The organism is Priestia sp. TSO9 (assembly GCF_021029645.1).
Classification (GTDB): Bacteria; Bacillota; Bacilli; order Bacillales; family Bacillaceae_H; genus Priestia; species Priestia megaterium_E.
This window is the reverse complement of record NZ_JAJEKD010000008.1, coordinates 65,382-90,812: the sequence shown is the minus strand read 5'-3', so window position 1 is coordinate 90,812 and position 25,431 is coordinate 65,382. Positions and strand designations below refer to the sequence as shown.

Below are 25,431 nucleotides of genomic sequence, written 5' to 3'. Positions count from 1 at the left end.
GCTATGAAAAAAACTCTTACTCGCCTTGTTGTAGTAGAGCAGCTGGGCTGCGATCTTTCTATTCCTGCATCTCTTTACAAAGACTCCTTGAAACAAGCAGCCTTTGGAACAATGACAGCTCCATGCCTTATACAATCTTCAGAACGTGAAGAAATTCAGATTTCAGCTGAGCTAATGACAAAACTTCAAATTCCTTTCGCCCATATGATGCATCCTATTATTGTGAATGAGACCATTCACTTAGGACCTTTAATCGGTGTGTTATCCGCTGGTTTTACTGGTTCTCTGCTGCGGCCAATTGGAAAGCGTTCCCTTCACTTAGCTAAACTTCTTTCTACTGCAAGTATAACCGGGGGCCTGCCTTTTATTTTTGGAACTCATCATATCAACTGGGAAACCGGGACCATAAACGGCTATTTTTATGAAGAAAGCGGCTGGACACAGCATGAAATCCCGCTTCCTAACGTTGTATATAATCGTTTGCCAAATCGAAAAACAGAGGGGTTAGCTCCTTTTAAGTTCATTAAAGAAAAGATGATGACTGATTACGGCATTCCATTTTTTAATCCTGATTTTTTCAACAAGTGGGAAATTCATGAGCTTTTAAAACTGAACGAGCAGACAGCCTATTTGTTACCTTACACGGTTGAAAGTCCTTCGTGTGAGCAAATAAAGAAACTTCTGCTTCTTCATCAAACCGTTTATTTAAAACCGAAAAACGGAAGCTTAGGCCGCGGCATTTATACCCTATCTTTTAAGGATTCCATGTACACGCTGACTTACAAAGGAGAAAAAGGTCTTCATGTTCAAGCAAAAGAAACCTTAGAGGATCTATTATCAGAATTTGAATATTTACTTACTAACCCTTCCTACATTGCTCAGCAAGGTATTTCATTAATCAAAAAAGAAAAGCGCTGTGTAGACTTTCGCGTGCATACGAATAAAGACGGGAATAACCAATGGATGCTTACTGCTCTAGCTGCTAAAGTGGCCGGTCCCAACAGCATCACTACGCATCTTGATTACGGCGGAGAAATTGAAGCTACAGCCAAAATATTCACTAACCCTTCTTACAAAAAAGAAATTGAAAATAAGCTAGAAGATGCCGCTATCTCAATTAGTCATGTGCTTGAACAGGAGTTGAACGGATTAATTGGAGAGCTTGGATTCGATTTTGGAGTGGATTATCAAGGAAACGTATGGCTGTTTGAAGCTAACTCTAAGCCCGGTCGCTCTATTTTTTCACACCCTGCCTTACGAAAAGCGGACCAACAAACTAGAAAACTTTCTCTAGAATACGCGATTTACTTATCTGGATACTATCTAAATACACCTGAAGGCATCAGCATATGATTACAATTTACTATCACAAAGAAGAGCAACAGTGGTTTCATCACAACCCTTCAGCATCTTACACATGGGGAGTTCAAGAAATTGAACTTCCCTTTACTCAAAACATTTCTTCTACTCAAGCTTTTCTTCGTTTAAAAGGAGAAAAAGCTGGTCCTATTGTGGGGGTTTTAACGAACAAAGCTGTTTTGGAAAAACTGAATGTAAAACAGCGTCCTTTATTAGAACTCTTACATCATACCCTGCAAGAAAAAGGAGGGCTTCTTGCTTTATTCGCTGAAGAAACAATGTCTCATCACTTCTTTGAAGGGTATTGCTTTGACGGTGCAAAAAAGCAGTGGATCAAAACAACCTTGCCGCTGCCAAACGTTATATATAATCGTTATCCAGGAAGAAAATCAGAAACCAAGAAGCTGACATCTTTACATCAAAAAATTAAAGGCAAGCACATCCCACTTTTTAATTCCGCTTTTTTTTCAAAATGGAAAGTATATCAATTATTTTCAAAGGATCCACTGCTATCTTCTCACCTTCCTAAAACCTATCGTTTAACACCAGAAATTGATATTGCTAAGCTTCTGCAAAAACACTCTTCCCTTTACTTTAAGCCTATTAACAGCAGTAAAGGTGCTGGAATTTTTCGATTATCTTCCCATAAGCATACGATTATTTATCAAGATCATAAACGCAAAGAAGAATTTTCTTCTTTACAAGCAATTGACCTTCCCAGGTCTGCTTATCTCATTCAAGAAGCGATTGAGACGCAACCATTCAAAGACAGGCGCTATGACTTACGTATTTTAGCCCATCACAAAGATAGCCGATATGTTATTAGCGGTGTCGGTATTCGACATAGTCCCTATCAATCCATTACAACACATACGTTAAACGGCGGCAGCATTTCATCTTTTCAAGATCTTGAAGATGAAGTAGATACTTCCTTTCTTTCGTCCTTTGTAAATACGTGCGGGCAAGTCCTTCAAAAGTCTTTCCCTCTGGTTGAAGAATTTTCTCTTGATATGGCAAAGTCAGCCCAAGGACAGTATTATTTGTTTGAAGTGAATGCAAAACCGATGATTTTTGATGAAACAGATATTCAAACGCAAGGTGCTAAACACATATGCAACATATTTTACAAATTAACAAAATTTTTAGATTAAATGATTTTTCATCTCCTTTTCTCATGGTAAGCTTATAATAACTAATTGAGAAAGGAGATTTTCTTTATGGTTTCACACTTTCAGGTTAAACCACTGTATCAAAATAATCGAATGCCGGGCTGGCACATCTCGTTTTATATGAATCGGGTTTATTATGAGGCTGATTATTTAAAAGATGGACAAATTGTATGGAAAACTGCGCTTTCTAATCAAATAGATGAAACACAATTAATTGATTATATTCATGAGCTTATGCTTTTTCATGTTTATGAATAGTAAGCTTTCACCGAAGGGAACGAGCACAGATGAAACAGCTGCACACACTATTTGGGGATAAAATGATTAAGGCTAAAATCCCTTCTCAATTTGAGCGTTACAAATGGTTTTCATGTGATGAAGGCTTCATTGGAATTGAACACACGGCTTTATCTCAAAAAGAGCAGGCGTTACTTTCTGCTTTTTTAACCCCTTATGATGAGAAAGTTTCTTTACTGACGCCAGAGCAATTGTATTGGTCAGACCTGTTATTTGAAGCACCTGAAAAAGTCATTCACTCTCATCATACGCACCATTCTTTTCGCTTCACCCAGTTTTTAATTAAACGTTTGTTTGAACAAAAAATAGAGTTTGAAAATGCGCTTCACGCCTTGTATTCTACCTCGATTACTGTGTTGTGGATTGATAAACAATCAGGTATCGTTATCGAAACCTTTAATGATCCTAATGACTTAACTGAAAATTTATCAGATTCTATCGAGGTGCTATGTCATGATTTTGAAACTTCGATTCAGTTCTTTGAGGGACAAATTCACTTTTTTCCGTCTTCACCGCGATTAATTTTTGAGCGTGAAAAGAGATGGTTTTATCAAATTAAGCATACAGTCGAACAAAACCATGTTATCCATTTTGCCGACGTTTTACCCCATTTGGTTCTGCAAGAGTCTTCAGAGGCAATTCAAAACCATATGATACATTTACTTGACTTAGTAAAAGATGATGGAGATCTTTTAGAAACGATTAAAGTTTATTTAGAATGTAATTTAAACGTATCTCTTGCTGCTAAGAAATTGTACATGCATCGTAACAGCTTGCAGTATAGAATTGAGAAATTTATTGATCGCACACACCTTGATATCAAACACTTCACAGGAGCTGTGTCTGCTTACTTAGCCATTCTTGCTTTAAAAAATTTGCAAGATGGAGAATAAAATGAAAGGGTTTTCGTTAATAATGCACGAAAACTCTTTCTTTTTTTTGTGCATGTTTGCCATTTACCGTTTCATTAAAAAAAATTACACTAGAGTTAAGAAAACGGTTTCACAGAGTACATACAAGGGGGAAATGGAAATGGCTGAATTACGTTTAGAACATATTTATAAAATGTATGATAAAGATGTGACGGCGGTAAAAGATTTTAACCTTCACATTCAAGATAAAGAATTTATTGTATTTGTTGGGCCTTCAGGCTGCGGGAAATCGACAACGCTTCGTATGGTTGCAGGGCTAGAAGAAATTTCCAAAGGTGATTTTTATATTGACAGCAAGCGTGTAAATGACGTTGCTCCAAAAGATCGCGATATTGCAATGGTATTCCAAAACTACGCATTGTATCCGCATATGAGCGTATATGACAACATGGCTTTCGGCTTAAAACTTCGTAAATTACCAAAAGATGAAATCGAACGCCGCGTAAAAGATGCCGCTCGTATTTTAGGACTTGAGCAATACTTAGAGCGTAAGCCAAAAGCATTATCCGGCGGACAGCGTCAGCGTGTAGCTCTAGGTCGTGCAATCGTTCGTGATGCTAAGGTCTTCTTAATGGACGAACCTTTATCAAACTTAGACGCGAAATTACGTGTGCAAATGCGTTCTGAAATTGCGAAGCTTCACCAGCGTTTGGGTACAACGACAATTTACGTAACACATGACCAAACCGAAGCAATGACAATGGCTTCTCGTCTGGTTGTTATGAAAGACGGGATTATCCAGCAGGTTGGTACACCAAAAGAAGTATATGAAAAACCTGAAAATGTATTTGTAGGCGGGTTTATTGGTTCTCCTGCTATGAACTTCTTAACCGGAACGTTAAAAGACGGAAAGGTTCAAGTAGGCGATTCTCTTCTTGCAGTTCCGGAAGGTAAAATGAAAATACTTCGCGAGCAAGGATATTTAAACAAACAAATTATTTTAGGCATCCGTCCTGAAGATTTCCATGATGAGCCTGTATTTATTGAATCTTCACCTGGCACAAAAGTTACAATCAAAGTCGATGTATCCGAGTTAATGGGAGCTGAAACCATGCTTTATTCTAAACTTGGCGGACAAGATTTTGTAGCACGCGTAGATTCAAGAACAGATATTAAACCGCTTCAGTCTCTGGACTTAGCATTAGATATGAACAAAGCGCATTTCTTTGATGCAGAATCTGAACAGCGCATCCGTGCTGAGCAGGAATAAAAAAAGACCCCTAGGGGTCTTTTTTTATTCCTGTATTTGCTTGAATTCTTCACTGTGACAAGTAGAGCAGTAAAAGAGATGAATACATTGGTGATTTGCTAAGTCACTAGGATACCCATTTTCTACTTTTAACTGATCGATTTCCATGTAAGCACTGTAATCATCAAAATAATCGCTGACTTTGCCCATATCCCCCAGCACTCCTCCACATGTTTTGCACGTCATTTGTACATCACTAAACCCATTACATAAGGAACAAATCGACATCCGCACACCTCGCTTTACCTGATCAATATATACCTATAATATGCACGGAATAAAACTCTCTTACTCTTTATCAAACTCCACACAAAAATTTCTATAAATTACCAACAAATTTCTATGTATATGTTTTTTTTCCTTTCGCCATAATACTAGTAACAACCGAGCACAACAGCTCGCAAGCATTGAGTTACGCCGCGGTAGGCAAGCAGATCTAATCGATCCATCTGCTCGGCTGGTTCAACTCCAGCTAACTCAACCATTACAATCTATTTTATCTAACGAGGAGATGAATACACATGGCAAATTATCAAAACGCATCAAACAGAAATTCATCAAACAAGTTAGTAGCGCCTGGTGCTCAAGCTGCTATCGATCAAATGAAGTTCGAAATCGCTAGTGAGTTTGGTGTAAACTTAGGACCAGATGCAACAGCTCGTGCGAACGGATCTGTTGGTGGCGAAATCACAAAACGTTTAGTACAATTAGCTGAGCAAAACCTAGGCGGCAAGTACTAATATTAACTAATTTCATATTATGGCTTTAGCGCTCCAAGATTTCTTGGAGCGCTTTCTAGTTTCTTTTAATCAACTTCCTCATTCTTATTCGCAAATGATTTTACGGAAACTTTGCGAATACGTCGATTTTCTACTTCCTTAATGGTAAACAATATCTCTTCATATGAGAAAAAGTCTCCTTTAGCAGGAATATGATCAAACTGCTCATATATCCATCCCCCTAAGGTATGACACGTACTGTCAGGAGAACTAACCGCTATATAGGTTAAAAATTCATCAATAGGGATGTCGGCGTTAAATTCGTACTCTTTTTCCCCTATCTGGTGTACATACTTAACAGCTTCATCATGTTCATCCCAAATCTCTCCTACAATTTCTTCTAATATATCCTCTAAGGTCACAAGACCGGCCGTTCCCCCAAACTCATCAACTACAATTGCCATGTGAACCTTACTTTTTTGGAGCTCTGGCAATAGAACAGATATTTTCATGGATTCTACTACAAAAATAGGTTGTCTCAACAAATCACGAATAGAAATCTCTTTTCTTTGGACTAAACAGGTTAAAAATTCTCTTTCTGATAAAATGCCAATAATATTATCAATATGATCTTCGTATACAGGGACTCTTGAATATCTCTCTTCAAGAAACATTTGACAAACCGAATCAATATCGGCATTTACGTCAACTGCTGTGACATCTATTCTAGGTTTTAAAATTTGCCCCACCACAATGTCATTAAAATTGAGTGAACGATGAACTAGCTCTTTTTCAATATTATTAATCGTTCCTTCTTCTTCGCTTAAATCTACCATCACTTTAATTTCATCTTCTGTAATCGTTGGTGTAGGAGCAGACGCTAACAAGTGAGAAGTTCCTTTTTTCACCTGTAAAAATAAGAAGGAAATCGGGGTTAACAATTTAATAATAATAAATAACAAGGAAGAAATCATCAGCGCAAAAGATTCGGCATGCTCTTTAGCTAACGATTTTGGCAAGACTTCACCAAAAATCAAAATGATGATGGTCATAACGATGATACTAATCACAAGTGCTAGGTTTCCTTTAAACATATCGAGGGCAATTTTAGCTGCCAAAGAGGACGCAGCAATGTTTACGACAATATTTCCTACTAAAATTGTCGATAGCGTCTGCTCAAAGTGTTCAGCAATATGCAGCGCTTTTTTACTTCCCCGATATTTTTTCTCAGCGTAATGTTTTAAACGAATTTTATTTACGCTTGAAAAGGCTGTCTCAGCAGATGAAAAGAAAGCTGATAACATAAGCAAAACGACTAATATCATCATTTGATTCAGAGGCAAGTCTCCCAAAAGACATTCACTCTCCTATTTTTTGATTTTTCTGTCTTTTTATCATATCAAATTTTTTTGTTGGTGAATATTTCATTCATCAACTTTGTATTACTTTATGCTACGCATGCTTTTTATTATGAATAAGTATACAGATTGTATATCCTAAAGAATAGATACTATCTTTTATAGAGGGGTGTAGCCAATGAAAATTTTACTATTAGGCTCTACAGGGCGAGTTGGACAGTCTTTATTAAAAATGATGCTAAAAGATGAAAACGACGTTACTGTACTTGTTAGAGACCGCAATAAGCTACAGGTTAGTCATCCAAACCTACATATCTTACAAGGCGATGTACTTCATCAAGAAAATATCAACTTTGCCCTCAAGCACCAAGATATCGTAGTCAGCGCGTTAAATACAGATGGTGCAGAGACGATTTCAAAAAGTATGCCGCTTATTATAAACAGCATGAAGTATTACGGCGTTCATCGTATTCTTACTATTGGAACTGCAGGCATCTTACAATCACGAACAGAACCAGAAAAGTATCGTTTTCAATCAAATGAATCAAAGCGTAAAACGACGAGAGCAGCAGAAGATCATTTAAAAGGATACTTACACTTGAAGGAAAGTGATCTAAACTGGACGGTTATATGCCCAACATACTTGCCTGAGGGTGAAATAACAGGCACATACCGAGTGGAAAAAGATATTTTACCAGCTGATGCCGTTAAAATTTCAACGGGAGATACGGCTCACTTTACCTACCATGAGATATGGGCTCAAAAGTTTTCCAAATGCCGCGTTGGAATTGCTTATTGAAAAATCAGGAGAACTTTTCGTTTTCAAAACGAGAAGTTCTACATCCAGAAAATACCGATTATAGCTAATCCACCTAGAACAAAACCTCCTATTTGACCAACGAGAGCCGGTGTCAAAACAGGCTTTCCTTTTTCTTTCTCTAATGTGCTAATATCAAGCTTCATCTGATACATTTCTTCTTTTAAATCTTCAATCTGGCCGTGCAGCGCTTGAATCTGACGTTCTTGGTCACTCATTCACTATCTTCCCTTCCCTTTTTTATTTTTATCATATGCGTAAAAAAGTTAAAGCTTTACTTTTCGGCATCACTTTTTCTAAATGATAAAAACTCCTTTCCCCGGCTTTAGGATAAAAAACTCTTTCCTTCTCATAATAAAAAAGAATAGAGTCCTTAGTCACTGTTGAAAGGAGAACACGATGATAAAACTTGTGTTGATTCGGCACGGACAAAGCGTGTGGAATCTTGAAAATAAATTTACAGGCTGGACGGATGTAGATCTTTCTAAAAATGGATTGCAAGAAGCGCGAGAAGCTGGAAAAGTGCTAAAGAAAAACGAATATACTTTTGATATTGCCTATACTTCTGTTTTAAAACGATCCATTCGCACTCTGTGGATTGTCTTACATCAAATGGACTTCATGTGGATTCCCGTATATAAATCTTGGAGGCTGAATGAACGGCACTACGGGGCTCTTCAAGGTTTGAACAAAGAAGAAACCGCAAAAAAATTTGGAGAAGAGCAAGTGCATTTGTGGAGAAGGTCGATGAACGAACGCCCTCCTGCTTTAGAGACAACAGATATTCGCTATGAAGCTTCCAACCCTAAGTATAAGGAATTAGCTAAGGGACAATTTCCTGTAACGGAAAACTTAGCTGATACAGAAAAGCGGGTTCTAGAATACTGGGACGAAACTATTGCTCCTTCTATTAAAGCTGGCAAAAAGGTTATTATTTCCGCTCACGGTAATACGATTAGGGCTCTGATGCAGTACTTGGATAACATTTCCCCTGATGGCATTGCGAACTTGAATGTTCCTACAAGCGTGCCGCTTGTTTATGAGCTTGATGATAATTTAAAGCCCCTTAGACATTATTATTTAGGCATCGATGGAGAGATTCCTACCCATATTCCTTCTTCATAAAAAACGTGCCTAGATTGTAGGCACGTTTTTTTATATGTTTGAACGAAAGTATTTTCCATACGCCCAGTGATTAGTAGGACCGTGCCCGGAACCAATTTCAAGCGTGTGCTTAATCGCATAGTGAACAAAATCGGAAGCGATTTGAACTGCTTCAACCACGCTTTTGCCTTTCGCTAGTTCAGCTGTGACGCAAGCAGCAAACGTGCATCCCGTTCCATGTGTATGCTTTGTATTCATCTTTTCATGCGTGATTTCAACGTACGTATGACCATCATACACTATATCAATCATATCTTGATGAGATTGATCATGTCCGCCTTTAATTACCACGTGCTTTACACCTAGCTCATGAATCTGTTTTGCCGCTTCTTTTCGGTCTTCGATCGTGTGAATTTCTTTACCCGTGATGACTTCCGCCTCCGGTATGTTCGGCGTAATGACTTCACAAAGAGGCAATAATTCTTTTAGAGCCTGTACGGCTTCTCTTTGAAGAAGAGACTGACCGCCTTTTGCAATCATAACGGGATCAACTACAACATTTTGCAGTCCGTACTGTTTGATTTTACGAGCCACTGCGTAAATAATATCAGCACTGAACAACATACCTGTCTTCACTGCATTAGGAAATAAGTCAGTGGCAATTGAATCTAACTGCGTTTCAACTGCTTCTACTTCTAAAGGATAAACTCCTTGAACGCCAACTGTATTTTGTGCAGTCACAGCTGTAATAACAGACATGCCAAAAACGTTACGCTCTTGAAATGTTTTTAAATCAGCTTGAATGCCTGCTCCTCCACCGCTGTCTGATCCAGCAATGGTTAATGCTTTTGGTACTGTCATGCTTGAAACCTCCATCTCTTTCTTACCCAATATACCGATGATAAAGTGACTTTGCTTCTACTATATCATTTGTTCCATGGACAAAGACGCGCCCATCTTGAAACATAACTAAACGGTAATCATCTACATAAAAAGAAAGCAGATACGGATTTTGTTCAATTTTATATCCTTTTTCTTTTAATCGTTCACCTAAAGACTGCAGCGGCTGCTTAGCTGATTTGCCCGGACGGATTTGTACCGTGTTTCTTCCGCATAGCACAGCTGTTTTCGTTTGATTTTCATATTGTAAAAAGGGATAGGTTTGTTCACTGCCGCATGAGCGGCAAGCAGATTTGCGAAACACGTTCACATTGATGCTCGTATACTCATTTTTCCATACGTCAAACGAAACAAGTTCCCTCCTGAGCGCATTCCAGTCTCCGACTAATATTTTTAACACTTCTGTTACTTGATGAGCGACTACCATTTGTACAGCAGGACTAATAATCCCCACTGTATCACATGTTAACCCTCCAAGCGGTACAGATTCAAGCAAACAGGATAAACACGGTGTTTCACTTGGTATGATCGTATAACTAATTCCATAACTTCCTACACAAGCTCCGTAAATCCAAGGAATATCATATTTTTGTGATAAATCATTCATTACAAGGCGTGTGTCAAAATTATCGGTCGCATCAATCATAACATCTACCCCCTCAACAAGCTGTTCTAAAACTTGAGGGGTACCGTCTGCTACGTGCGCTTCTATTTTTACATCATGATTAATATCGTGAAGCCTTTTTTTAGCAGCAATTGCTTTTGGAATTCTTTTATCAGCATCTTTTTCACTATATAATTGCTGACGCTGAAGGTTGCTCCACTCTACATAGTCCCGGTCAATGAGCGTTATTTTCTTTACCCCCGCTCGCGCAAGGGCCTCGGCGTTCCCTGTTCCAAGAGCACCTGCTCCTACAATCAGAACATGCTTTTCTTGAATTAGCTGCTGTCCGCCTTTTCCAATAGGTTGAAACAGTTCTTGGCGGGAATAACGATTAATCAACCGATACTCATCCCTTCTGTTGGACTGCTTGCCGTTGCATATTGTTTCTTTTCAATACGTCCTGCTTCAAATGCTGCTCTTCCTGCCTCAATCGCTAGCTTCATAGCACGAGCCATTTTCACAGGATCTTTTGCTCCTGAAACAGCTGTATTTAATAACACACCATCTGCTCCTAGCTCCATAGCTTGAGCTGCGTCTGAAGCCGTTCCAATACCTGCATCTACAATTACTGGAACAGTTGATTGTTCAATGATAAAACGCATGTTCAACGGATTAATAATACCTTGACCTGAACCGATAGGCGAAGCTCCTGGCATAATGGCATGTACGCCTAACTCCTCTAAACGACGCGAAAGTAAAACATCATCTGATGTGTAAGGTAAAACGGTAAAGCCCTCTTTTAACAGTTCTTCACTAGCTTTTAATGTTTCAACTGGATCAGGAAGCAGCGTCTTATCACATCCAATTACTTCTACTTTCACCATATCACAAAGTCCAGAAGCCTTTGCTAATTTAGCAATACGTACGGCCTCTTCTGCATTTTTTGCTCCAGCAGTGTTAGGCAAAAGAGTGAAACGCTTCACATCAAGCGCTTCTAGTAAATTAGGCTGATTTTGATCAAAAATATCCATTCGTCTAACAGCAAATGTTAAAATTTCTGTTTCCGACTCTTCTACCGCTTGACGCTGAGTCATAAAGTCCGGAAATTTCCCTGTTCCTAATAATAAACGTGAATTAAATGTATATTGTCCAATTTTTAACATACTCTTCATCCTCCTCCTACAAATGAAACGACTTCTAACGCATCTCCATCTTTTAAACTTGCATCACTATGTTCTTCTTTTTGTAAAATATTCTTGTTTAGCTCAACAATTACCACTCGTTCATGCAGGTTCTGAGCCTGCAACAAGTGCTGAACCGTTTCAATTTCCTCTCCAACAGTAACGGTCTTACCATTAATGATTAGATTCAATGAACTCCCTCCATTACTCTAGTTAGCTGAAATGATGTAAAAAATGAATGATTCGGCTTTTTCCTTAACAAAGCATCAGCCATAATTTTTCCAGTTGCAGCACTTAATAAAATACCGTTTCGGTAGTGGCCAAACGCCATGTGTAGATTCACTATTTCAGGATGCTCTCCTAAATAAGGCCAGCCATCATTTGTTTGTGGACGAAGACCTGCCCATGCTTTTTCAAATGTGGCTTCTTTAATAGCCGGCAGAAGCGCAGAAGCTTTATTCAGCAAAAATTGAATACCTTGTGCAGAAACCGTCTTGGTAAAATCATGCTGTAGCTTAGTTGCCCCTATTACGATTCTTCCACCAGTCTTTGGCACTAAGTAAAAACCTTCATCTAAAAATATCGTTTTAGAAAGCAAAGGCTTATGACTTTGCAAAGCAATACACTCCCCTTTTACAGGAAACACCTGACCTAAATGTTCAGAAGAAATAAAGCGTTTAGCCCATGAGCCTGCTGCAATAACTACTTTTTCTCCATAAAAAGATCCTTTGGACGTCTGTACACCTTTTACTGTTTCATTTTCCATAATAAGAGAATGAACGTCACAGTATTCGAATATATCTGTTCCGTGATACAAGGCTCCATGAGCAAGAGCTTGCGTTAACTTAGCCGGAGCTAGCTGGCCGTCCCCCGGTATTGTAATGGCTCCGTATATGTCTGGAGAGAGCCCGGGTTCTAACAAACGCGCTTCTTTTACATCAATCCATTTTACATGTTCATCCCACCTGTGGTGCTGAGCGGCTTTTTTCTTTAATACGTGTGCATCTTCTTCTGTTACAGCGACTTTTAATAAGCCTTTTTGAATGAGCTCTACGTCGATGGCCGTTTTTTCTTTTAGTTCCTTCACCAGCTCAGGAAACATGCTTCTGCTCTTAATAGCAAGGTCTAAAAGAGGACCTTCTTCATCAATTTCAGCTTGAGCACCTAAAATACCAGCGGCTGCACTTGAAGCTTCACAACCAATTTGATTGCGCTCAAGAATGGCTACTGATGCTCCTTGTTTTGACAAATGATAAGCGATAGAAGAGCTAATTATGCCTCCTCCGACTAACAGTACATCATAATGCTGCTTCATTTTCTCCACCTCCAGATGTCCATATATGAGAATATTGTTTAATCGCTTTAAGGGGATCTTGCGCAAGCATGACACTAGACATCACAGCTATACCATGTGCTCCTGTTTGCAGTACCTCTTTGGCATTTCCAGGTGTAATCCCACCAATCGCAATAACTGGTATCTCCACAGCGTCTACTACTTCTTTTAGCGCTGCTATCCCTCGACTTTTTAATCCTTTTTTTGAATGAGTTGAATAAATATGTCCGTATAGAATATAATGAGCGCCATCTTTTTCAGCTTCTAGAGCTTCTTCCACAGAGTGAACTGATTTTCCCACAATAAGAGAAGGAAATGCGTCTCTAACACACGAAACATCTAAACTATGATAGGCAAGCTGTACGCCTTTTGCTTTTAAAGCATGCGCTACATCAACTCGGTCATTTACAATAATTTTAGAGCGACAAAATGGCAGGCTTTCTAGCAAACATTGAATCTGCTTTGCCGTTTTCTTTTTTTCTCTAATATGAATGACACCCACAAAAGGCTCAATAGCCGTTAAAATGTCCCGAACCTCTTTAACTGGCTGCTTATCTGTTGTAATGACATGAAATTTAGGAATATCCATATGATCGAAACCTTTCCGTTCAGAATAAAGAGAAATTTCAATCACTTCATCTTGTGTAGAGGGCTTGATTACATACAAAAAAACCACTCTACAACGTAGAGTGGTTAGCATGTATCGTTATGTAAACATGATCGCCACTTCCCTACGCTGGTACAAACCAGATCAGGTTCAAAGGGTCCGAAATACATTCGTCTCAGCTTCAAAAAGCTCCCCTAGTGATTGCTATTTATTGATTTTGTTTTTGCACTTAAAATTATAACACAACTAGATGTAAATACAATATCTCTTTATGCTCTTACGGCTCTCTTCCTTTTATAGATGTATCTTTTAAGCTTCTTTACTAAGAGGCCCGGCGCACCGCATCATTCTGCTTTTTATATAGTTAGTAATCGGTATAGTCGTCAAATTCTTCTTTGTCTTTTTCCTTTTTCCGATCCCATATAAACAGCAGGAGTAACATAATAAAAGTTAGAATATAAAAACCGTAAAAAATAAATGCCGCCACAACATTTATAAATAAAAATAAAAAACCGATGATCTGACCTGCAACAGCTACAATCAACAAAATGTATTTCCAAACTTCTGCTTTTCTATCCATTCTCTACTTCTCCGTCTTTTTGTTTTTCCCTACTAGAAACGTTCTCTTTACTTAAATAAAAACGTTCCTGCAATTAAACCGACTGTAAATAAACCAACTGTTCCAAATGCTGAAATCCCCACGTAAGCCAACATTTTCCGATAAGATTTTTCTCGAATTAACTGTACGGTTTCCACACTAAACGTTGAAAAAGTGGTAAAGGCACCAAAAAAACCAATGCCAATCATTAAAAATATTGAATCATCATAAGCATGACTCGGAACCTTTCCATAATAACTACCGTAAAAAAGACCAAGGCCAAACGCACCGAGCAAGTTTACAAACAGCATTGATACTGGAAAAGGAGGGTTTGAAACTGCTTTTGTAACTTTTAAACCCAAAAGATAACGGCATATTCCTCCAGCTGCTCCACCAAGTGCCAAGCTCACTATGCTCATTTACTTCACCTCATGTACTTTCACTAAATTTTCCCCTGCCGCTTCACCGCATAGATAGCCTGCTAAAGCAAGAAGGATTCCACCTACTAAAGAGACAATGACATAAATGGCTCCCCCAAATAAATGGTGCTGAGTGAGAGAAATGACGTCTCCTGCAAACGTTGAATACGTTGTAAAACCGCCGCACACGCCAACTCCTAGTCCAAGCTTTATCCATTCTTTTGGCTTTTTCCACACAAAAAATCCTGTTAATAGGCCTAGTATGAAGCTTCCTAATAGGTTTTCGATTACCGTTCCTATTGGATAGCCCGTATATAATAAGGAAAGATTCAGCAAATAACGTGCATATGTACCAGCGATAGCGCCAAAGGCAATTGAGATTAAGTTTATGGCTTTCATCATATCGCTCCGTTTCATAAATTCTTCTTTAAGTGTACCATAAGGAATTTATTTCTACCTTAACATTTAACTATATGTTTATTGCACCAAAAGTCATGAAAAAATGAAAGAGAAAATCGTCGCATGAAACTTCCTTTTTACTCCTCAAATATCCCTTAAAAATCCACTTAATCCAAATTTTAAAATCTTTCTGTATCCTTATGACAAACCGTGTATAGAAGGTATATTTCCCTTATTTTAAGTCACATTAATCGTATAAGTTTTTTTTGTTGACTTTTGCTGTGTTCTTGTTTAGTATCACAGAGTATTATTTCCTATCAGAATACTAGGGGGTTTAGAAAATGAAGAAATTTGCTGCACTTTTGTCGCTACTATTAGCTTTCACAGTTGTGCTTGCCGCATGCGGTTCTAGCTCAAAAAATGAAGCAAACAATGGAGACAATAAATCTTCACAAGAAGATTTATATAATAAAGTGAAAAAAGATGGCGTATTAACAATTGGAACTGAAGGTACATACCCTCCGTTCACTTTTCATGATGACAAACAAAAGCTAACTGGGTTTGATGTAGAATTGGCTCAAGAAGTAGCTAAACGTCTTGGCGTAAAAGCTGAGTTCAAAGAAACACAGTGGGATGGCATGTTTGCTGGATTAGATGCTAAACGATTTGACATGATTGCTAATGAAGTTGGTATTCGTGAAGATCGTCAAAAAAAATACGATTTCTCTGATCCATACATCCAGTCAGGGGCTGTATTAATTGTTCGTAAAGACGAAAAAGATATCAAATCATTTAAAGATTTAAAAGGAAAAAAATCAGCGCAGTCATTAACAAGTAACTATAAAGACATGGCTCAATCTTATGGTGCAAACATTACGAGTGCTGAAGGTTTTGCTCAAGCAGTAGAACTAATGAGCGCAAACCGTGTTGATGCTACAATCAATGATAAATTATCGTTCCTTGACTATAAGAAAAAGCACCCTAACGCACCTATCAAAATCGCGGATGAAAAATCCGATGGTGCTGCAAGCGGCTTTATGTTTAGAAAAGACAGCGGTAAGTTAGTGGATGAAGTAAACAAAGCATTGAAAGATATGAAAAAAGACGGAACATACGCAAAAATTTCTAAGAAATGGTTTGGCGAAGATGTTTCTCCTAAATAATATTTTTCCTGATGGAGAGCGATTGAATCAATTGATTTCAATCGCTCAATCATCTCTTTTACCAATGCTAAAGGGAGCTATTCAATATTCTATTCCACTAACATTAATCACGTTTGTACTCGGTATCATTTTAGCTGTCTTAACAGCCTTGGCTCGTTTATCATCTATAAAAGTTTTAAATATAATTGCGCGCATCTATGTATCGATTATTCGAGGTACACCGCTGCTTGTGCAATTATTTATTATTTTCTACGGCTTACCCAATTTAGATATAACAATTGACCCATTTATCTCTGCTGTTATTGGATTTTCATTAAGTGTAGGTGCGTATGCATCTGAAATTATCCGAGCAGCGATTCAATCTATTCCTAAAGGACAGTGGGAAGCTGGTTACTCACTTGGTATGACCTATTCCCAAGCGTTAAGACGGATTATTTTACCGCAAGCAGCACGTGTATCGATTCCGCCATTATCTAACTCTTTTATTAGCCTTATTAAAGATACGTCACTTGCATCGCTTATTCTTGTTTCTGAGATGTTCCGTAAAGCTCAAGAAATTGCTTCGACTAACTATGAATTTTTACTTCTTTATAGTGAAGCAGCGCTCTTGTACTGGATTATGTGTACAATCTTATCCATTATCCAAGGACGCATTGAAATAAGACTAGATCGTTACGTATCTAAATAACCGTTTCGAGTAGCTAAAGGAGTTTTTTATATGATTAATATCAAAAATTTGCATAAATCATTCGGTGATTTGCAAGTATTAAAAGGGATTGATTTAGAAGTTGAACAGGGCAAGGTAATTGTATTAATCGGTCCTTCTGGATCGGGTAAAACTACTTTTTTACGTTGCTTAAATCTGTTAGAAATCCCAACAGACGGCACGATTGAACTTGATAAAAAAAGCATGAATTTTACCAAGCCTGTTCGTAAAAAAGACATTACTTCATTTCGAAGTCTAACAGGTATGGTCTTTCAAAACTATAACTTGTTTCCTCATAAAAATGCTCTTGAAAATGTTATGGAAGGTCCTGTAATTGTAAAAGGTGTTTCCGCTCAAGAAGCAGAAAAAAGAGGGAAAGAATTATTAACACGAGTTGGCTTAGGAGACAAGCTCGACTTTTATCCTTTCCAGCTGTCTGGCGGACAACAACAGCGTGTTGGCATCGCCAGAGCAATGGCGATGGATCCAAAAGTTATGCTGTTTGATGAGCCTACTTCAGCTCTTGATCCTGAGCTTGTAGGAGACGTTCTTCAAGCGATGAAAGACTTGGCAAAAGAAGGAATGACGATGGTGGTGGTAACTCACGAAATGCGCTTTGCCCGTGAAGTAGCGGATGAAGTTATTTTTATGGATCAAGGTGTCATTATGGAAAGAGGGACACCGGATCAAATATTTTCAAATCCTCAGCAAGAGCGGACACGTCAATTCTTGAATATGATTCATTAAAAAGGTTGCACACTTTCATGTGCAACCTTTTTCTTTATTTGACTACTGCTTTTTTCATTAAATCGGTAATGTACGTAAAGAATGCTTCAGCTGTGACGTCATATACGACATCTACAGGTCGTCCCTCTTCGGAAATTTCTGTTCTTCCTTGGCTCGGTGTTTCTGTATGCACAATACTCGAAACGGTTTTTACCTTCACAAGTGTTGAATTCCCTGTAAATGCTGTTGTGAGTACATCCCACAAATAATATGTTGAATTGGTTTCAACGTGTACAAGCGGCGGGCAAGCCGCGTAGCACTGCCCTACAAAGTCTACTCCTTCATATCTTCGAAGTGAAGCCCACATTTGACGAATAGCGGGCGTTAAGGGAACTTGATTCGTGCTTTCTAAAGCAACCATCTCAATTTTAATTTTGCTTTCCCATACTTTCGCTACTGCTTCTGGATCCCAAAAAGCATTCCACTCCGCCGTTCCATCGTGTTCGGGCTCTTGCACGTTTCCTACTTCTTGAAATGTACCGCCCATCCATACTAACTTGTCAATTTTCTCTTCTATTTCCGGCGCTTTTTCCAATGCTCTTGCTAAATCTGTTAACGGTCCTGTAAACAATAAAGTTGTTTTCCCGGCTGTGTGCTGCAATGTCTCGATTAAATGATCATGAGCAGGGAGCTGACTTATTTTTGTTTGTACTTCCCCTTTTTCATTTAAAATCGGTAGTGCATCCACATAAAACGTATGCATGCGCCATTCTTTTGGAAATGGATTCATGCCGCGTGAAGTAGATTTGGCTACCTCGATATCATAACTTCCAAAACGATCAATAATCTTTTGGCTTGCGCTGATACCTGGCTCTAGATATCCGTCAGCGGGAATGACAGATACTCCCGTTACTTTTACATCATCCATTTGCAGCAGTAAAAAAAGCGATACTAAATCATCGATGCCTGCATCGTGGTTAAAATATACATTTGTACTCATTTCTCTTCTCCTCTTTTCTATGTATTGCTAACTAATAGCTATACCGCTATTTTACAATGAAATAATCCCTTTCGTAATCAAAGTATTAGGAACTTCTTTTACTATTTTCTATAATGGGTATAGAAATAAGGTAATCTATGTATAGATGTATACATCTCATTATAGAAAGGAGAAATAAAATGGAGCAATCATTTTCAGCATTAATCGTAGATAAAAAAAGTGAACACCAAGTGGAGGCGTCCGTCCAAGAACTGACGCTAAACGATTTGCCAGAAGGCGATGTACTTATTCGCGTTCATTATTCAGGGGTGAATTATAAAGATAGCTTAGCCAGCATCGCAAACGGAAATATTGTGACAAGCTACCCATTTGTCCCAGGAATCGACCTAGCAGGCGTCGTTGTATCTTCTGACAGCCCTGATTTTAAAGAAGGTGATCGTGTCATTGCAACAAGCTATGACATTGGCGTATCACACTTTGGAGGCTATAGTGAGTATGCGCGCATACGCAGCGAATGGATTGTCCCTCTTCCTCAAAATCTAACGTTAAAAGAAGCAATGATTATCGGAACAGCTGGCTTTACAGCTGCTTTATCTGTGCATCGCTTAGAGGAAAACCATACTAGTCCATCTAATGGCTCTGTGCTTGTAACAGGCGCTACGGGAGGTGTAGGAAGCTTTGCGGTTGCCATTCTTTCAAAATTAGGCTACACAGTGGAAGCAAGTACGGGAAAAAGCTCGGAAGCAGCTTATTTGAAAGAGCTTGGCGCTTCCTCTATTGTAGCGCGTGAAGACGTTTATAACGGTAAATTAAAAGCATTAGGCAAGGAAAAATGGGCCGCTGCGGTGGATCCTGTGGGCGGAGAGCCTCTAGCTTCTGTTCTCAGTCAAATTCAGTACGGAGGCTCTGTAGCTGTCAGCGGGCTAACAGCTGGAGGCAAAGTGCCAACAACCGTCTTTCCCTTCATTTTAAGAGGGATTAATTTATTAGGTATCGATTCTGTTTACTGTCCAATGCCTACTCGAAAAGAGATTTGGAATAGACTCGCTAATGACTTTAAGCCTGAGAGCTTAGAACCTTTCATTCAGCAGGAAATTTCACTACAACAGCTCCCTGAGGTACTTCCGACTTTATTAAAAGGACAAGCTCGAGGACGAACAATTGTGAAGCTATAAAAAAACGGAGAAACCTAGGTTTCTCCGTTTTTTCACGAACAGAAGCATGTTATTATGCATCTATTTTTGCTATTAAATCCGTCACTAATTCTTTCATGGTCACATCAGCTAAGACTTGTTCCATGGCATCTTGAGAATGTTTTAAAATCAATTCAAGAACACTTTGAATATTGGCTCCTACAGGACACTCCACATTCGGATTTTCATGCATTTGAAACAATTCTCCTTCTTCCACTGCCGCCACCGCTCGATAAACGTCTAACAACGTTATCTCTTCTAAATCTTTCAATAGATAAGCTCCGCCAGCTCCGGCTTTTACACCCACGAGTCCAGCTTTCTTTAACATCCCAATTACTCGTCTTATAACAACAGGATTTGTATTTACACTGCTAGCAATCCACTCTGAAGTACTAGGATGACTGCTATCTACTTTAATTAAAGATAGTATGTGAACGGCCACGGTGAATCGACTGCTAATTTTCATTGCTCTCACTCCTATTTTGTTGTAATCATTATAGTTACAACATTTAGGAAAGTCAAGCATGCTTTTTTAGGAAAGAATGTCCTCTTCTACCGCCTCATAAAAACGCAGCGTTTTCTTGATTTCCATAGCTTCAGAAAATACTTTCGTTTTCTTTTTATTCGCTTCTTTATGTTCGTTCACATGTTCTTCTCTTGAGATCCACGCTTGAAAGAACTGCTTATCTTCCCACTTGGATACAAAGACATATTCAACTTTATCTGCGGAATCTTTTTTCCAGCATTCGAACGATAAATTTCCTTTGGCTGCCTCAATTTCTGTTTTGTTTTTCTTAGCTTTTTGCTTGAGCTGTTCTTCAAATTTCTTTTCTGTTTCAAAACTTGCGTTTACAACAAACATCTTATCTTCCTTTCTAAATGAAAGTAATTCTCATTGAATTATCGCATACTCATTTTATTTTTTCAATTTATATGGATAAGTTACAGAAACCCAAAAAGACCGCTGTTTAAGCGGTCTTCTCTTTTACAAATGCTTTCTATGCACTGTTTTTCCATCATACGTAAAGGCAATAGGTTTGCCTTCCATCATCGTTTCTAAATGAACGGGGCGGCCCCAAAGCTGATGAACATAAGGTACCACTTTTTCTAAGTATTTGACATCTAATTCAATTCCTTCATACCAGTGTTTTAAATAGAGCTCTCCATTTTTTAAATAGTCTCCATTGGTTACTGTGATGTAAGGAAATCCGCCGTTTACGCGCATATTAACAAGCTGATCTCTAACTTCTGTCCATTCTTTATCGACAATTTTGTAATCTTTCCCTTGCTTTTGGAATAAGTACATATCCTCCCGCATGACTAAATCTTTTGTTAAGTAATTGCGGATAAAGGAAATATCTGATTCAACTTCACGTACCTCAAACATCTTCTCTCTTCCTGATCCGGGCTCGACGCCCCGGCGAATCATATCTTCTGTTGGATTATTGTAGCGTTCTTCAATGTCTTCAAAGATTTTTAATCCTAAATAATATGGATTAATTCCCGTCTTAGACGGCTGCACAACCCCTGCATTTAGCTTGGCGAATTCTATCGCTTCATCACTCGTTAAGTCCATTTCTCGAATAATGCGCTGATGCCAGAAAGAAGCCCAGCCTTCATTCATAATTTTTGTTTCAAGCTGCGGCCAGAAATAAAGCATTTCTTCTCGCATCATCGTTAAAATATCCCGCTGCCAGTCCTCTAAATAAGGACTGTATTCTTCGATAAATAATAAGATGTCTTTTTCAGGCTGAGGCGGAAATTTTTTAAAAGATTTTGGAGGTTTTGGTTTTTTCTTTTCTTTATAATCCAAATTCCATAAATCATCGTAAGGAGAAATGATTTCTTCTTCCGATGATTCTACATCATCTATGCTCCAAGAAAGCTTGGCACGCATAAGGGACGGATCAATATGTTCCTGAATCGATAGGACAGCATCTAAAAACTTTTCTACTTCACGCTTACCGTGCTTTACTTCGTATTCTTTAATTCGATCAGCGGTCGCTGCCATACTTTCTACCATATCCCGTTTAGTGTTAGCAAAACGGCTGTTATTTTTAAAGAAGTCACAGTGGGCTAACACGTGAGCTACAATTAATTTATTTTGAATAAGCGCATTGGAATCCAATAAAAATGCATAACAAGGATCTGAATTGATAACTAATTCATAAATTTTACTCAATCCCAGATCGTAGTGTAATTTCATTTTGTAAAATTGTTTTCCAAAGCTCCAATGTGAAAAACGAGTTGGCATCCCATATGCACCAAACGTATAAATAATATCTGCCGGGCAAATTTCATAGCGCATCGGATAAAAATCTAAGCCGAAACCGCTAGCTATTTCCGTAATTTCATCAATCGCACGGTATAATTGCTTATAATCTGCTTCTTTCACGACAGCTCCCCCTTTCACTCCTTACTTCAATCTATGTACAAACATGTCAATTCATGTGTTTTCATCAAAAAGAAGCTTTATTTTTTCAAGAAAAGGGGATTTTTATTTAGTTGTCTTAAATAATGGATGTAATATACCTATTATGCTGCATCATTCTTTGCTCTTCTTATCATTTATCCGGTGCTGTACGTTTATTCTTCTTGCATAATGACTACAACCTCTTTTAATTATGCACTGGTCTTTTGCCCAACATTTACAGCGTAAGAATTCCCGCAAATATCATACACTAATTTCAACTCCTCAAAAGGAGGAACGTTATTAATGGATGTAATTGATTATGATCGAGCTTTATATTACACACACCGTTCACAATGGGATAACTTATTAATTTTAATGGTTCGAACAGACGACGATTTTCTTTCAAAAAAGATTGAACATTTTTTGCACGCCTACAATTTTGAACGAAACTACCGCATCATTCAAGAAGAGCTTTATTCTTTACTACGCTACATTGATCATGCAACGGAATATTCGGAGCACAACCCGGAGCTTCTGGAAGAATCATTGTACTAGTATTTTTGATACACACACTTGGACAAAGAAGGGATGAATTCCCTTCTTTATTTTTTTATGTTGCACTAAAAATATGCATACTTTATTTCAAAAAACCTTACATAATATATGTAAACACATTTATTTTTATCGTTGACATAAAAGTGAATTCGACGTACAATCTTCAGTACATACGCTAAGATATTTCAGTACATACTGGGAGGAACATATATGAGTACTAATAAAAGGTTTCGCACATTAGATTTAACGCTAGCCGGTATGTTTGCGGCTCTGATGGCTATTGGTGCAAACATTACTTCTTGGGCACCTTTTTTACAAGTAGGCGGCGTGCCTCTTTCACTTCAGCCTTTTTTTGTTATATTAGCAGGACTTTTACTTGGGAGCCGAATGGGTTCTATTTCGATGATTGTATACGTATTAATTGGCATTGCCGGCGCCCCGGTATTTGCTCAATTTAAAGCAGGAATTGGTATTTTATTTGGAAGCACCGGCGGCTTTTTGCTTTCTTATATCGTAGCAGCATTTATCACAGGAAAAATTATGGAAATGCGCGGGAAGCCAACTTTTTCTATCTTTTTAATTTCATCGCTAGTTGGTATTGCGGTTATTTATTTAATTGGTACTACGTATATGTATGCAGCAGTTAATTACTGGCTTGAAGCTCCTGCAATGACATATGCAGCCGCTTGGAAGATTATGTCGTGGTTTGCGGTAAAGGATCTTATTTTTACTGTTCTTGGGGCTATGCTTGCTCCGAAAATTTATAAAGCCCTACGATCTTCTTCGTACTTGTCAAATACGCAATCAAACAAAGTATCATAAAAGAAGCCTGCTCAAGTTTGAGCAGGCTTTACTTTTATACCGTTTTCACTTTATCCAATACACGTTCTACTTCACCCATTACAGCTGTTTGTACAGCTTCTAAATGAGCAATGCTTGTTGCTTCATCTTCTGACACGACGCCAAAATAGAACTTCACCTTTGGCTCTGTACCAGACGGACGAAGGCAGAACCAAGAACCGTCTTCTAAGATATATTTTAATACATTTGATTTTGGTAATGTAATTTCTTCTACTTTTCCTGCTTTAATATGCTGACGCTCACTTAATGTATAATCCTCTACAACCGAAACATTTAATCCTGCAATGTCAGTAGGAGGTTCATTTCTAAATGTAGCCAAAATATGCTGAATTTGCTCAGATCCTTCTTTTCCTTTAAGCGTTAAAGATTTCAGACCTTCACGATAGAAACCATATTTAGTAAACACTTGCTGAAGCGCTTCGTATAGTATCATGCCCTGCTTTTTATAATAAGCACAAGCTTCTACTGCTAGAATGGCTGCTTGTACAGCGTCTTTGTCACGAGCAAAGTCACCAATTAAATAGCCATAGCTTTCTTCATAACCGAATTGGAATGTATACTCGCCCGTTTGCTCATATTGCTTAATTTTTTCACCGATAAATTTAAAACCTGTTAGAGTGTCAACAACTTGCAGTCCAAATGAACGAGCAATTTGTGCGCCGATTTCTGACGTTACAATCGTTTTTAACACAACGCCATTAGCAGGCAGCACGCCTTTTTCTTTCTTTTGAGAAAGCAAATAGTGAAGCAATAAAGCACCCGTTTGGTTTCCTGTTAATAACGCATATTCGCCGCTTGGATCTTTGACAGCAATTCCTAAACGGTCTGCATCTGGATCCGTTGCGATTAAGATATCTGCATCAATTTCTTTTCCTTTACGAACAGCATATTCAAATGCAGCAGGCTCTTCAGGATTCGGAGATTTAACCGTCGAGAAATTTGGATCAGGAAGTTCTTGTTCTTCAATAACCGTGACATTTTCGTAACCGATGGATTGAAGCGCGTTGCGAACTGGCTTATTAGCTGTACCATGCAGAGGTGTAAAAACCACTTTTAAGTCTTTACCTGTTTCAGAAGCTAGCTCTGGATTAATTAAAATCGTTTTTAGTTTCTCATTGTATGCTTCGTCAATCGCTGAACCAATCATTTCAATAAGACCTTTTTCTTTTAGCTCCGCTTCAGATTGAACAGCTAATGCAAGTTCATTTTCCACAGCATTTACAAAGCCAACTAGTTCATCAGCTTCTTTTGGCGGCAACTGACCACCGTCTGGACCATATACTTTGTATCCATTATATTCAGGAGGATTGTGGCTCGCTGTAATAACAATACCTCCAAATGCGTTTAACTCACGCACTGCAAATGAAAGTTCAGGTGTTGGTCTTAGCTCTTCAAATACATACGTTTTAATTCCGTGACTTGCTAATGTTTTTGCTGCTTCCATTGCAAATTCAGGGGATTTGTGGCGAGAATCATACGCTATGACTACTCCTTGGTTAATAGCTTCTTCGCCAGCTTGTTTAATGTACTCAGCAAAGCCTTCGGAAGCTTTTCGGATTGTATACGTATTCATACGGTTTGTACCCGCTCCAATTTCCCCACGCATTCCGCCTGTTCCAAATTCTAATGTTTTGTAAAAACTATCTTCTAATTGTTTTTCATCACCTTTGATTGCGTCTAAATTTTGACGTAATTCAGGATCTAAATTTGGATGATTAACCCAAGATGTATACGTTTCTTTCCAACTCATAAAAAAAAGCCCCCTTATA

Annotated in this window: 31 protein-coding genes and 1 riboswitch; of the genes, 14 read left to right on the top strand and 17 right to left on the bottom strand. The window is 38.3% G+C overall.

The genetic code is table 11. The annotated features are described in order from the left end of the window. The first annotated feature begins 3 nt into the window (after nt 1–3). The 5 genes from LJC66_RS02650 to LJC66_RS02630 all read left to right on the top strand — a co-directional run bounded on the left by LJC66_RS02650 (nt 4) and on the right by LJC66_RS02630 (nt 4,967). Nucleotides 4–1,353, top strand: coding sequence for a YheC/YheD family endospore coat-associated protein (locus tag LJC66_RS02650; protein WP_230931748.1), 1,350 nt, complete (start codon nt 4–6; stop codon nt 1,351–1,353). Then, nucleotides 1,350–2,510, top strand: coding sequence for a YheC/YheD family endospore coat-associated protein (locus LJC66_RS02645; RefSeq protein WP_153253347.1), 1,161 nt, complete (start codon nt 1,350–1,352; stop codon nt 2,508–2,510). The genes LJC66_RS02650 and LJC66_RS02645 overlap by 4 nt, the downstream gene beginning before the upstream one ends. A 66-nt stretch (nt 2,511–2,576) precedes the next feature. Beyond that, nucleotides 2,577–2,786: a YheE family protein gene (locus tag LJC66_RS02640; protein ID WP_013055294.1), complete on the top strand. Its 210-nt coding sequence runs from the start codon at nt 2,577–2,579 to the stop codon at nt 2,784–2,786. Between the two features lie 29 nt (nt 2,787–2,815). Then, complete coding sequence (locus LJC66_RS02635) at nt 2,816–3,718, top strand: PucR family transcriptional regulator (protein ID WP_195695453.1); 903 nt, start codon at nt 2,816–2,818, stop codon at nt 3,716–3,718. A gap of 139 nt (nt 3,719–3,857) precedes the next feature. After that, nucleotides 3,858–4,967 (top strand): ABC transporter ATP-binding protein, encoded by a 1,110-nt coding sequence (locus tag LJC66_RS02630; RefSeq protein ID WP_016762961.1) that lies wholly within the window; start codon nt 3,858–3,860, stop codon nt 4,965–4,967. 24 nt (nt 4,968–4,991) lie between these two features. Here LJC66_RS02630 and LJC66_RS02625 read toward each other — a convergent pair whose 3' ends face one another. Beyond that, on the bottom strand, nt 4,992–5,156 hold the full coding sequence (locus LJC66_RS02625) for a hypothetical protein (protein WP_308201975.1): 165 nt from the start codon (nt 5,154–5,156) through the stop codon (nt 4,992–4,994). A 371-nt stretch (nt 5,157–5,527) separates the two neighbouring features. Between LJC66_RS02625 and LJC66_RS02620 the strand changes: the two genes are divergently transcribed. Then, nucleotides 5,528–5,746, top strand: a complete 219-nt coding sequence (locus LJC66_RS02620) for an alpha/beta-type small acid-soluble spore protein (RefSeq protein ID WP_013055290.1) — start codon at nt 5,528–5,530, stop codon at nt 5,744–5,746. A gap of 65 nt (nt 5,747–5,811) precedes the next feature. Here LJC66_RS02620 and LJC66_RS02615 read toward each other — a convergent pair whose 3' ends face one another. Continuing rightward, the gene (locus LJC66_RS02615; RefSeq protein ID WP_050689458.1) at nt 5,812–7,077 is read right to left on the bottom strand and encodes a hemolysin family protein; all 1,266 of its coding nucleotides are present in this window, start codon (nt 7,075–7,077) and stop codon (nt 5,812–5,814) included. A 184-nt stretch (nt 7,078–7,261) separates the two neighbouring features. Between LJC66_RS02615 and LJC66_RS02610 the strand changes: the two genes are divergently transcribed. Continuing rightward, on the top strand, nt 7,262–7,882 hold the full coding sequence (locus tag LJC66_RS02610) for an NAD(P)-dependent oxidoreductase (RefSeq protein ID WP_013081655.1): 621 nt from the start codon (nt 7,262–7,264) through the stop codon (nt 7,880–7,882). 38 nt (nt 7,883–7,920) lie between these two features. On the opposite strand, the gene LJC66_RS02605 is transcribed toward LJC66_RS02610, so the two are convergent. Beyond that, complete coding sequence (locus LJC66_RS02605; RefSeq protein ID WP_016762958.1) at nt 7,921–8,118, bottom strand: hypothetical protein; 198 nt, start codon at nt 8,116–8,118, stop codon at nt 7,921–7,923. A 181-nt stretch (nt 8,119–8,299) separates the two neighbouring features. Here LJC66_RS02605 and gpmA point away from each other — a divergent pair, with 181 nt between their 5' ends. Continuing rightward, nucleotides 8,300–9,025 (top strand): 2,3-diphosphoglycerate-dependent phosphoglycerate mutase, encoded by a 726-nt coding sequence (gene gpmA, locus LJC66_RS02600; protein WP_195695456.1) that lies wholly within the window; start codon nt 8,300–8,302, stop codon nt 9,023–9,025. A gap of 30 nt (nt 9,026–9,055) precedes the next feature. Here gpmA and thiD read toward each other — a convergent pair whose 3' ends face one another. From thiD to LJC66_RS02555, 9 genes are all read right to left on the bottom strand, one after another. Next, entirely contained in the window at nt 9,056–9,865 is an 810-nt protein-coding gene (gene thiD / locus LJC66_RS02595; protein WP_230931747.1) for a bifunctional hydroxymethylpyrimidine kinase/phosphomethylpyrimidine kinase, read from the bottom strand. A 22-nt stretch (nt 9,866–9,887) separates the two neighbouring features. Further along, nucleotides 9,888–10,907 (bottom strand): thiazole biosynthesis adenylyltransferase ThiF, encoded by a 1,020-nt coding sequence (locus tag LJC66_RS02590; RefSeq protein ID WP_050689454.1) that lies wholly within the window; start codon nt 10,905–10,907, stop codon nt 9,888–9,890. Then, complete coding sequence (locus LJC66_RS02585) at nt 10,904–11,671, bottom strand: thiazole synthase (protein WP_230931746.1); 768 nt, start codon at nt 11,669–11,671, stop codon at nt 10,904–10,906. The genes LJC66_RS02590 and LJC66_RS02585 overlap by 4 nt, the downstream gene beginning before the upstream one ends. 5 nt (nt 11,672–11,676) lie before the next feature. After that, a complete protein-coding gene (gene thiS / locus LJC66_RS02580) occupies nt 11,677–11,880 on the bottom strand; it encodes a sulfur carrier protein ThiS (RefSeq protein ID WP_050689453.1) in 204 nt (67 codons plus the stop codon). After that, the gene (gene thiO, locus LJC66_RS02575) at nt 11,877–13,004 is read right to left on the bottom strand and encodes a glycine oxidase ThiO (RefSeq protein ID WP_230931745.1); all 1,128 of its coding nucleotides are present in this window, start codon (nt 13,002–13,004) and stop codon (nt 11,877–11,879) included. Before thiO ends, thiS begins: the two co-directional genes overlap by 4 nt. Beyond that, nucleotides 12,988–13,611, bottom strand: coding sequence for a thiamine phosphate synthase (locus LJC66_RS02570; protein ID WP_195697128.1), 624 nt, complete (start codon nt 13,609–13,611; stop codon nt 12,988–12,990). The genes thiO and LJC66_RS02570 overlap by 17 nt, the downstream gene beginning before the upstream one ends. A gap of 122 nt (nt 13,612–13,733) precedes the next feature. Continuing rightward, nucleotides 13,734–13,835, bottom strand: a riboswitch (TPP riboswitch). A 158-nt stretch (nt 13,836–13,993) separates the two neighbouring features. After that, entirely contained in the window at nt 13,994–14,209 is a 216-nt protein-coding gene (locus LJC66_RS02565; RefSeq protein ID WP_013055279.1) for a hypothetical protein, read from the bottom strand. A gap of 47 nt (nt 14,210–14,256) precedes the next feature. Continuing rightward, a complete protein-coding gene (gene crcB / locus LJC66_RS02560) occupies nt 14,257–14,646 on the bottom strand; it encodes a fluoride efflux transporter CrcB (RefSeq protein WP_230931744.1) in 390 nt (129 codons plus the stop codon). Beyond that, a complete protein-coding gene (locus tag LJC66_RS02555) occupies nt 14,647–15,063 on the bottom strand; it encodes a fluoride efflux transporter FluC (RefSeq protein WP_230931743.1) in 417 nt (138 codons plus the stop codon). It lies immediately after the preceding gene. 323 nt (nt 15,064–15,386) lie between these two features. Between LJC66_RS02555 and LJC66_RS02550 the strand changes: the two genes are divergently transcribed. The 3 genes from LJC66_RS02550 to LJC66_RS02540 are packed head-to-tail and all read left to right on the top strand — an operon-like array spanning nt 15,387 to nt 17,661. Further along, nucleotides 15,387–16,208, top strand: coding sequence for an amino acid ABC transporter substrate-binding protein (locus LJC66_RS02550; protein WP_013081647.1), 822 nt, complete (start codon nt 15,387–15,389; stop codon nt 16,206–16,208). Further along, nucleotides 16,192–16,896: an amino acid ABC transporter permease gene (locus LJC66_RS02545; protein ID WP_016762949.1), complete on the top strand. Its 705-nt coding sequence runs from the start codon at nt 16,192–16,194 to the stop codon at nt 16,894–16,896. Before LJC66_RS02550 ends, LJC66_RS02545 begins: the two co-directional genes overlap by 17 nt. Before the next feature lie 30 nt (nt 16,897–16,926). Then, nucleotides 16,927–17,661 carry an amino acid ABC transporter ATP-binding protein gene (locus LJC66_RS02540; protein WP_050689448.1) on the top strand — a complete coding sequence of 245 codons (735 nt, stop codon included), beginning with the start codon at nt 16,927–16,929 and terminating at the stop codon, nt 17,659–17,661. Between the two features lie 34 nt (nt 17,662–17,695). On the opposite strand, the gene LJC66_RS02535 is transcribed toward LJC66_RS02540, so the two are convergent. Continuing rightward, nucleotides 17,696–18,640: a nucleoside hydrolase gene (locus tag LJC66_RS02535; protein WP_050689447.1), complete on the bottom strand. Its 945-nt coding sequence runs from the start codon at nt 18,638–18,640 to the stop codon at nt 17,696–17,698. 179 nt (nt 18,641–18,819) lie between these two features. On the opposite strand from LJC66_RS02535, the gene LJC66_RS02530 reads away from it, so the two are divergent. Beyond that, nucleotides 18,820–19,815 carry an NADPH:quinone oxidoreductase family protein gene (locus LJC66_RS02530; RefSeq protein ID WP_230931742.1) on the top strand — a complete coding sequence of 332 codons (996 nt, stop codon included), beginning with the start codon at nt 18,820–18,822 and terminating at the stop codon, nt 19,813–19,815. A gap of 52 nt (nt 19,816–19,867) precedes the next feature. Here the strand turns inward: LJC66_RS02530 and LJC66_RS02525 are convergent, their stop codons facing one another. The 3 genes from LJC66_RS02525 to LJC66_RS02515 all read right to left on the bottom strand — a co-directional run bounded on the left by LJC66_RS02525 (nt 19,868) and on the right by LJC66_RS02515 (nt 22,228). Continuing rightward, nucleotides 19,868–20,299 carry an Rrf2 family transcriptional regulator gene (locus LJC66_RS02525; protein WP_195695462.1) on the bottom strand — a complete coding sequence of 144 codons (432 nt, stop codon included), beginning with the start codon at nt 20,297–20,299 and terminating at the stop codon, nt 19,868–19,870. A gap of 66 nt (nt 20,300–20,365) precedes the next feature. Further along, on the bottom strand, nt 20,366–20,695 hold the full coding sequence (locus LJC66_RS02520) for an antibiotic biosynthesis monooxygenase family protein (RefSeq protein ID WP_195695463.1): 330 nt from the start codon (nt 20,693–20,695) through the stop codon (nt 20,366–20,368). A 123-nt stretch (nt 20,696–20,818) separates the two neighbouring features. Then, nucleotides 20,819–22,228, bottom strand: coding sequence for a SpoVR family protein (locus LJC66_RS02515; protein WP_014461707.1), 1,410 nt, complete (start codon nt 22,226–22,228; stop codon nt 20,819–20,821). A gap of 321 nt (nt 22,229–22,549) precedes the next feature. Here LJC66_RS02515 and LJC66_RS02510 point away from each other — a divergent pair, with 321 nt between their 5' ends. Then, nucleotides 22,550–22,801: a YhdB family protein gene (locus tag LJC66_RS02510; protein WP_013055267.1), complete on the top strand. Its 252-nt coding sequence runs from the start codon at nt 22,550–22,552 to the stop codon at nt 22,799–22,801. A 210-nt stretch (nt 22,802–23,011) separates the two neighbouring features. Further along, nucleotides 23,012–23,623: a biotin transporter BioY gene (locus tag LJC66_RS02505; RefSeq protein ID WP_028410248.1), complete on the top strand. Its 612-nt coding sequence runs from the start codon at nt 23,012–23,014 to the stop codon at nt 23,621–23,623. Nucleotides 23,624–23,657: 34 nt separating this feature from the next. Here the strand turns inward: LJC66_RS02505 and LJC66_RS02500 are convergent, their stop codons facing one another. After that, nucleotides 23,658–25,412 carry a phospho-sugar mutase gene (locus LJC66_RS02500; RefSeq protein ID WP_230931741.1) on the bottom strand — a complete coding sequence of 585 codons (1,755 nt, stop codon included), beginning with the start codon at nt 25,410–25,412 and terminating at the stop codon, nt 23,658–23,660. Nucleotides 25,413–25,431: the final 19 nt, after the last annotated feature.

Excerpts from the sequence above, each read along its gene's own strand:
- LJC66_RS02625 (WP_308201975.1), bottom strand. The coding sequence starts at position 5,156 with ATGGGCAAAGTCAGCGATTATTTTGATGATTACAGTGCTTACATGGAA.
- LJC66_RS02535 (WP_050689447.1), bottom strand. The coding sequence starts at position 18,640 with ATGAGTACAAATGTATATTTTAACCACGATGCAGGCATCGATGATTTA.
- LJC66_RS02630 (WP_016762961.1), top strand. The coding sequence starts at position 3,858 with ATGGCTGAATTACGTTTAGAACATATTTATAAAATGTATGATAAAGAT.
- LJC66_RS02585 (WP_230931746.1), bottom strand. The coding sequence starts at position 11,671 with ATGTTAAAAATTGGACAATATACATTTAATTCACGTTTATTATTAGGA.
- LJC66_RS02525 (WP_195695462.1), bottom strand. The coding sequence starts at position 20,299 with ATGAAAATTAGCAGTCGATTCACCGTGGCCGTTCACATACTATCTTTA.
- LJC66_RS02500 (WP_230931741.1), bottom strand. The coding sequence starts at position 25,412 with ATGAGTTGGAAAGAAACGTATACATCTTGGGTTAATCATCCAAATTTA.
- LJC66_RS02640 (WP_013055294.1), top strand. The coding sequence starts at position 2,577 with ATGGTTTCACACTTTCAGGTTAAACCACTGTATCAAAATAATCGAATG.
- thiD (WP_230931747.1), bottom strand. The coding sequence starts at position 9,865 with ATGACAGTACCAAAAGCATTAACCATTGCTGGATCAGACAGCGGTGGA.
- LJC66_RS02530 (WP_230931742.1), top strand. The coding sequence starts at position 18,820 with ATGGAGCAATCATTTTCAGCATTAATCGTAGATAAAAAAAGTGAACAC.
- LJC66_RS02520 (WP_195695463.1), bottom strand. The coding sequence starts at position 20,695 with ATGTTTGTTGTAAACGCAAGTTTTGAAACAGAAAAGAAATTTGAAGAA.
- LJC66_RS02545 (WP_016762949.1), top strand. The coding sequence starts at position 16,192 with ATGTTTCTCCTAAATAATATTTTTCCTGATGGAGAGCGATTGAATCAA.
- LJC66_RS02620 (WP_013055290.1), top strand. The coding sequence starts at position 5,528 with ATGGCAAATTATCAAAACGCATCAAACAGAAATTCATCAAACAAGTTA.
- LJC66_RS02505 (WP_028410248.1), top strand. The coding sequence starts at position 23,012 with ATGAGTACTAATAAAAGGTTTCGCACATTAGATTTAACGCTAGCCGGT.
- thiO (WP_230931745.1), bottom strand. The coding sequence starts at position 13,004 with ATGAAGCAGCATTATGATGTACTGTTAGTCGGAGGAGGCATAATTAGC.
- gpmA (WP_195695456.1), top strand. The coding sequence starts at position 8,300 with ATGATAAAACTTGTGTTGATTCGGCACGGACAAAGCGTGTGGAATCTT.
- LJC66_RS02650 (WP_230931748.1), top strand. The coding sequence starts at position 4 with ATGAAAAAAACTCTTACTCGCCTTGTTGTAGTAGAGCAGCTGGGCTGC.
- LJC66_RS02645 (WP_153253347.1), top strand. The coding sequence starts at position 1,350 with ATGATTACAATTTACTATCACAAAGAAGAGCAACAGTGGTTTCATCAC.
- LJC66_RS02605 (WP_016762958.1), bottom strand. The coding sequence starts at position 8,118 with ATGAGTGACCAAGAACGTCAGATTCAAGCGCTGCACGGCCAGATTGAA.
- crcB (WP_230931744.1), bottom strand. The coding sequence starts at position 14,646 with ATGAGCATAGTGAGCTTGGCACTTGGTGGAGCAGCTGGAGGAATATGC.
- LJC66_RS02510 (WP_013055267.1), top strand. The coding sequence starts at position 22,550 with ATGGATGTAATTGATTATGATCGAGCTTTATATTACACACACCGTTCA.
- LJC66_RS02565 (WP_013055279.1), bottom strand. The coding sequence starts at position 14,209 with ATGGATAGAAAAGCAGAAGTTTGGAAATACATTTTGTTGATTGTAGCT.
- LJC66_RS02610 (WP_013081655.1), top strand. The coding sequence starts at position 7,262 with ATGAAAATTTTACTATTAGGCTCTACAGGGCGAGTTGGACAGTCTTTA.
- LJC66_RS02550 (WP_013081647.1), top strand. The coding sequence starts at position 15,387 with ATGAAGAAATTTGCTGCACTTTTGTCGCTACTATTAGCTTTCACAGTT.
- LJC66_RS02555 (WP_230931743.1), bottom strand. The coding sequence starts at position 15,063 with ATGAAACGGAGCGATATGATGAAAGCCATAAACTTAATCTCAATTGCC.
- LJC66_RS02635 (WP_195695453.1), top strand. The coding sequence starts at position 2,816 with ATGAAACAGCTGCACACACTATTTGGGGATAAAATGATTAAGGCTAAA.
- LJC66_RS02540 (WP_050689448.1), top strand. The coding sequence starts at position 16,927 with ATGATTAATATCAAAAATTTGCATAAATCATTCGGTGATTTGCAAGTA.
- LJC66_RS02570 (WP_195697128.1), bottom strand. The coding sequence starts at position 13,611 with ATGGATATTCCTAAATTTCATGTCATTACAACAGATAAGCAGCCAGTT.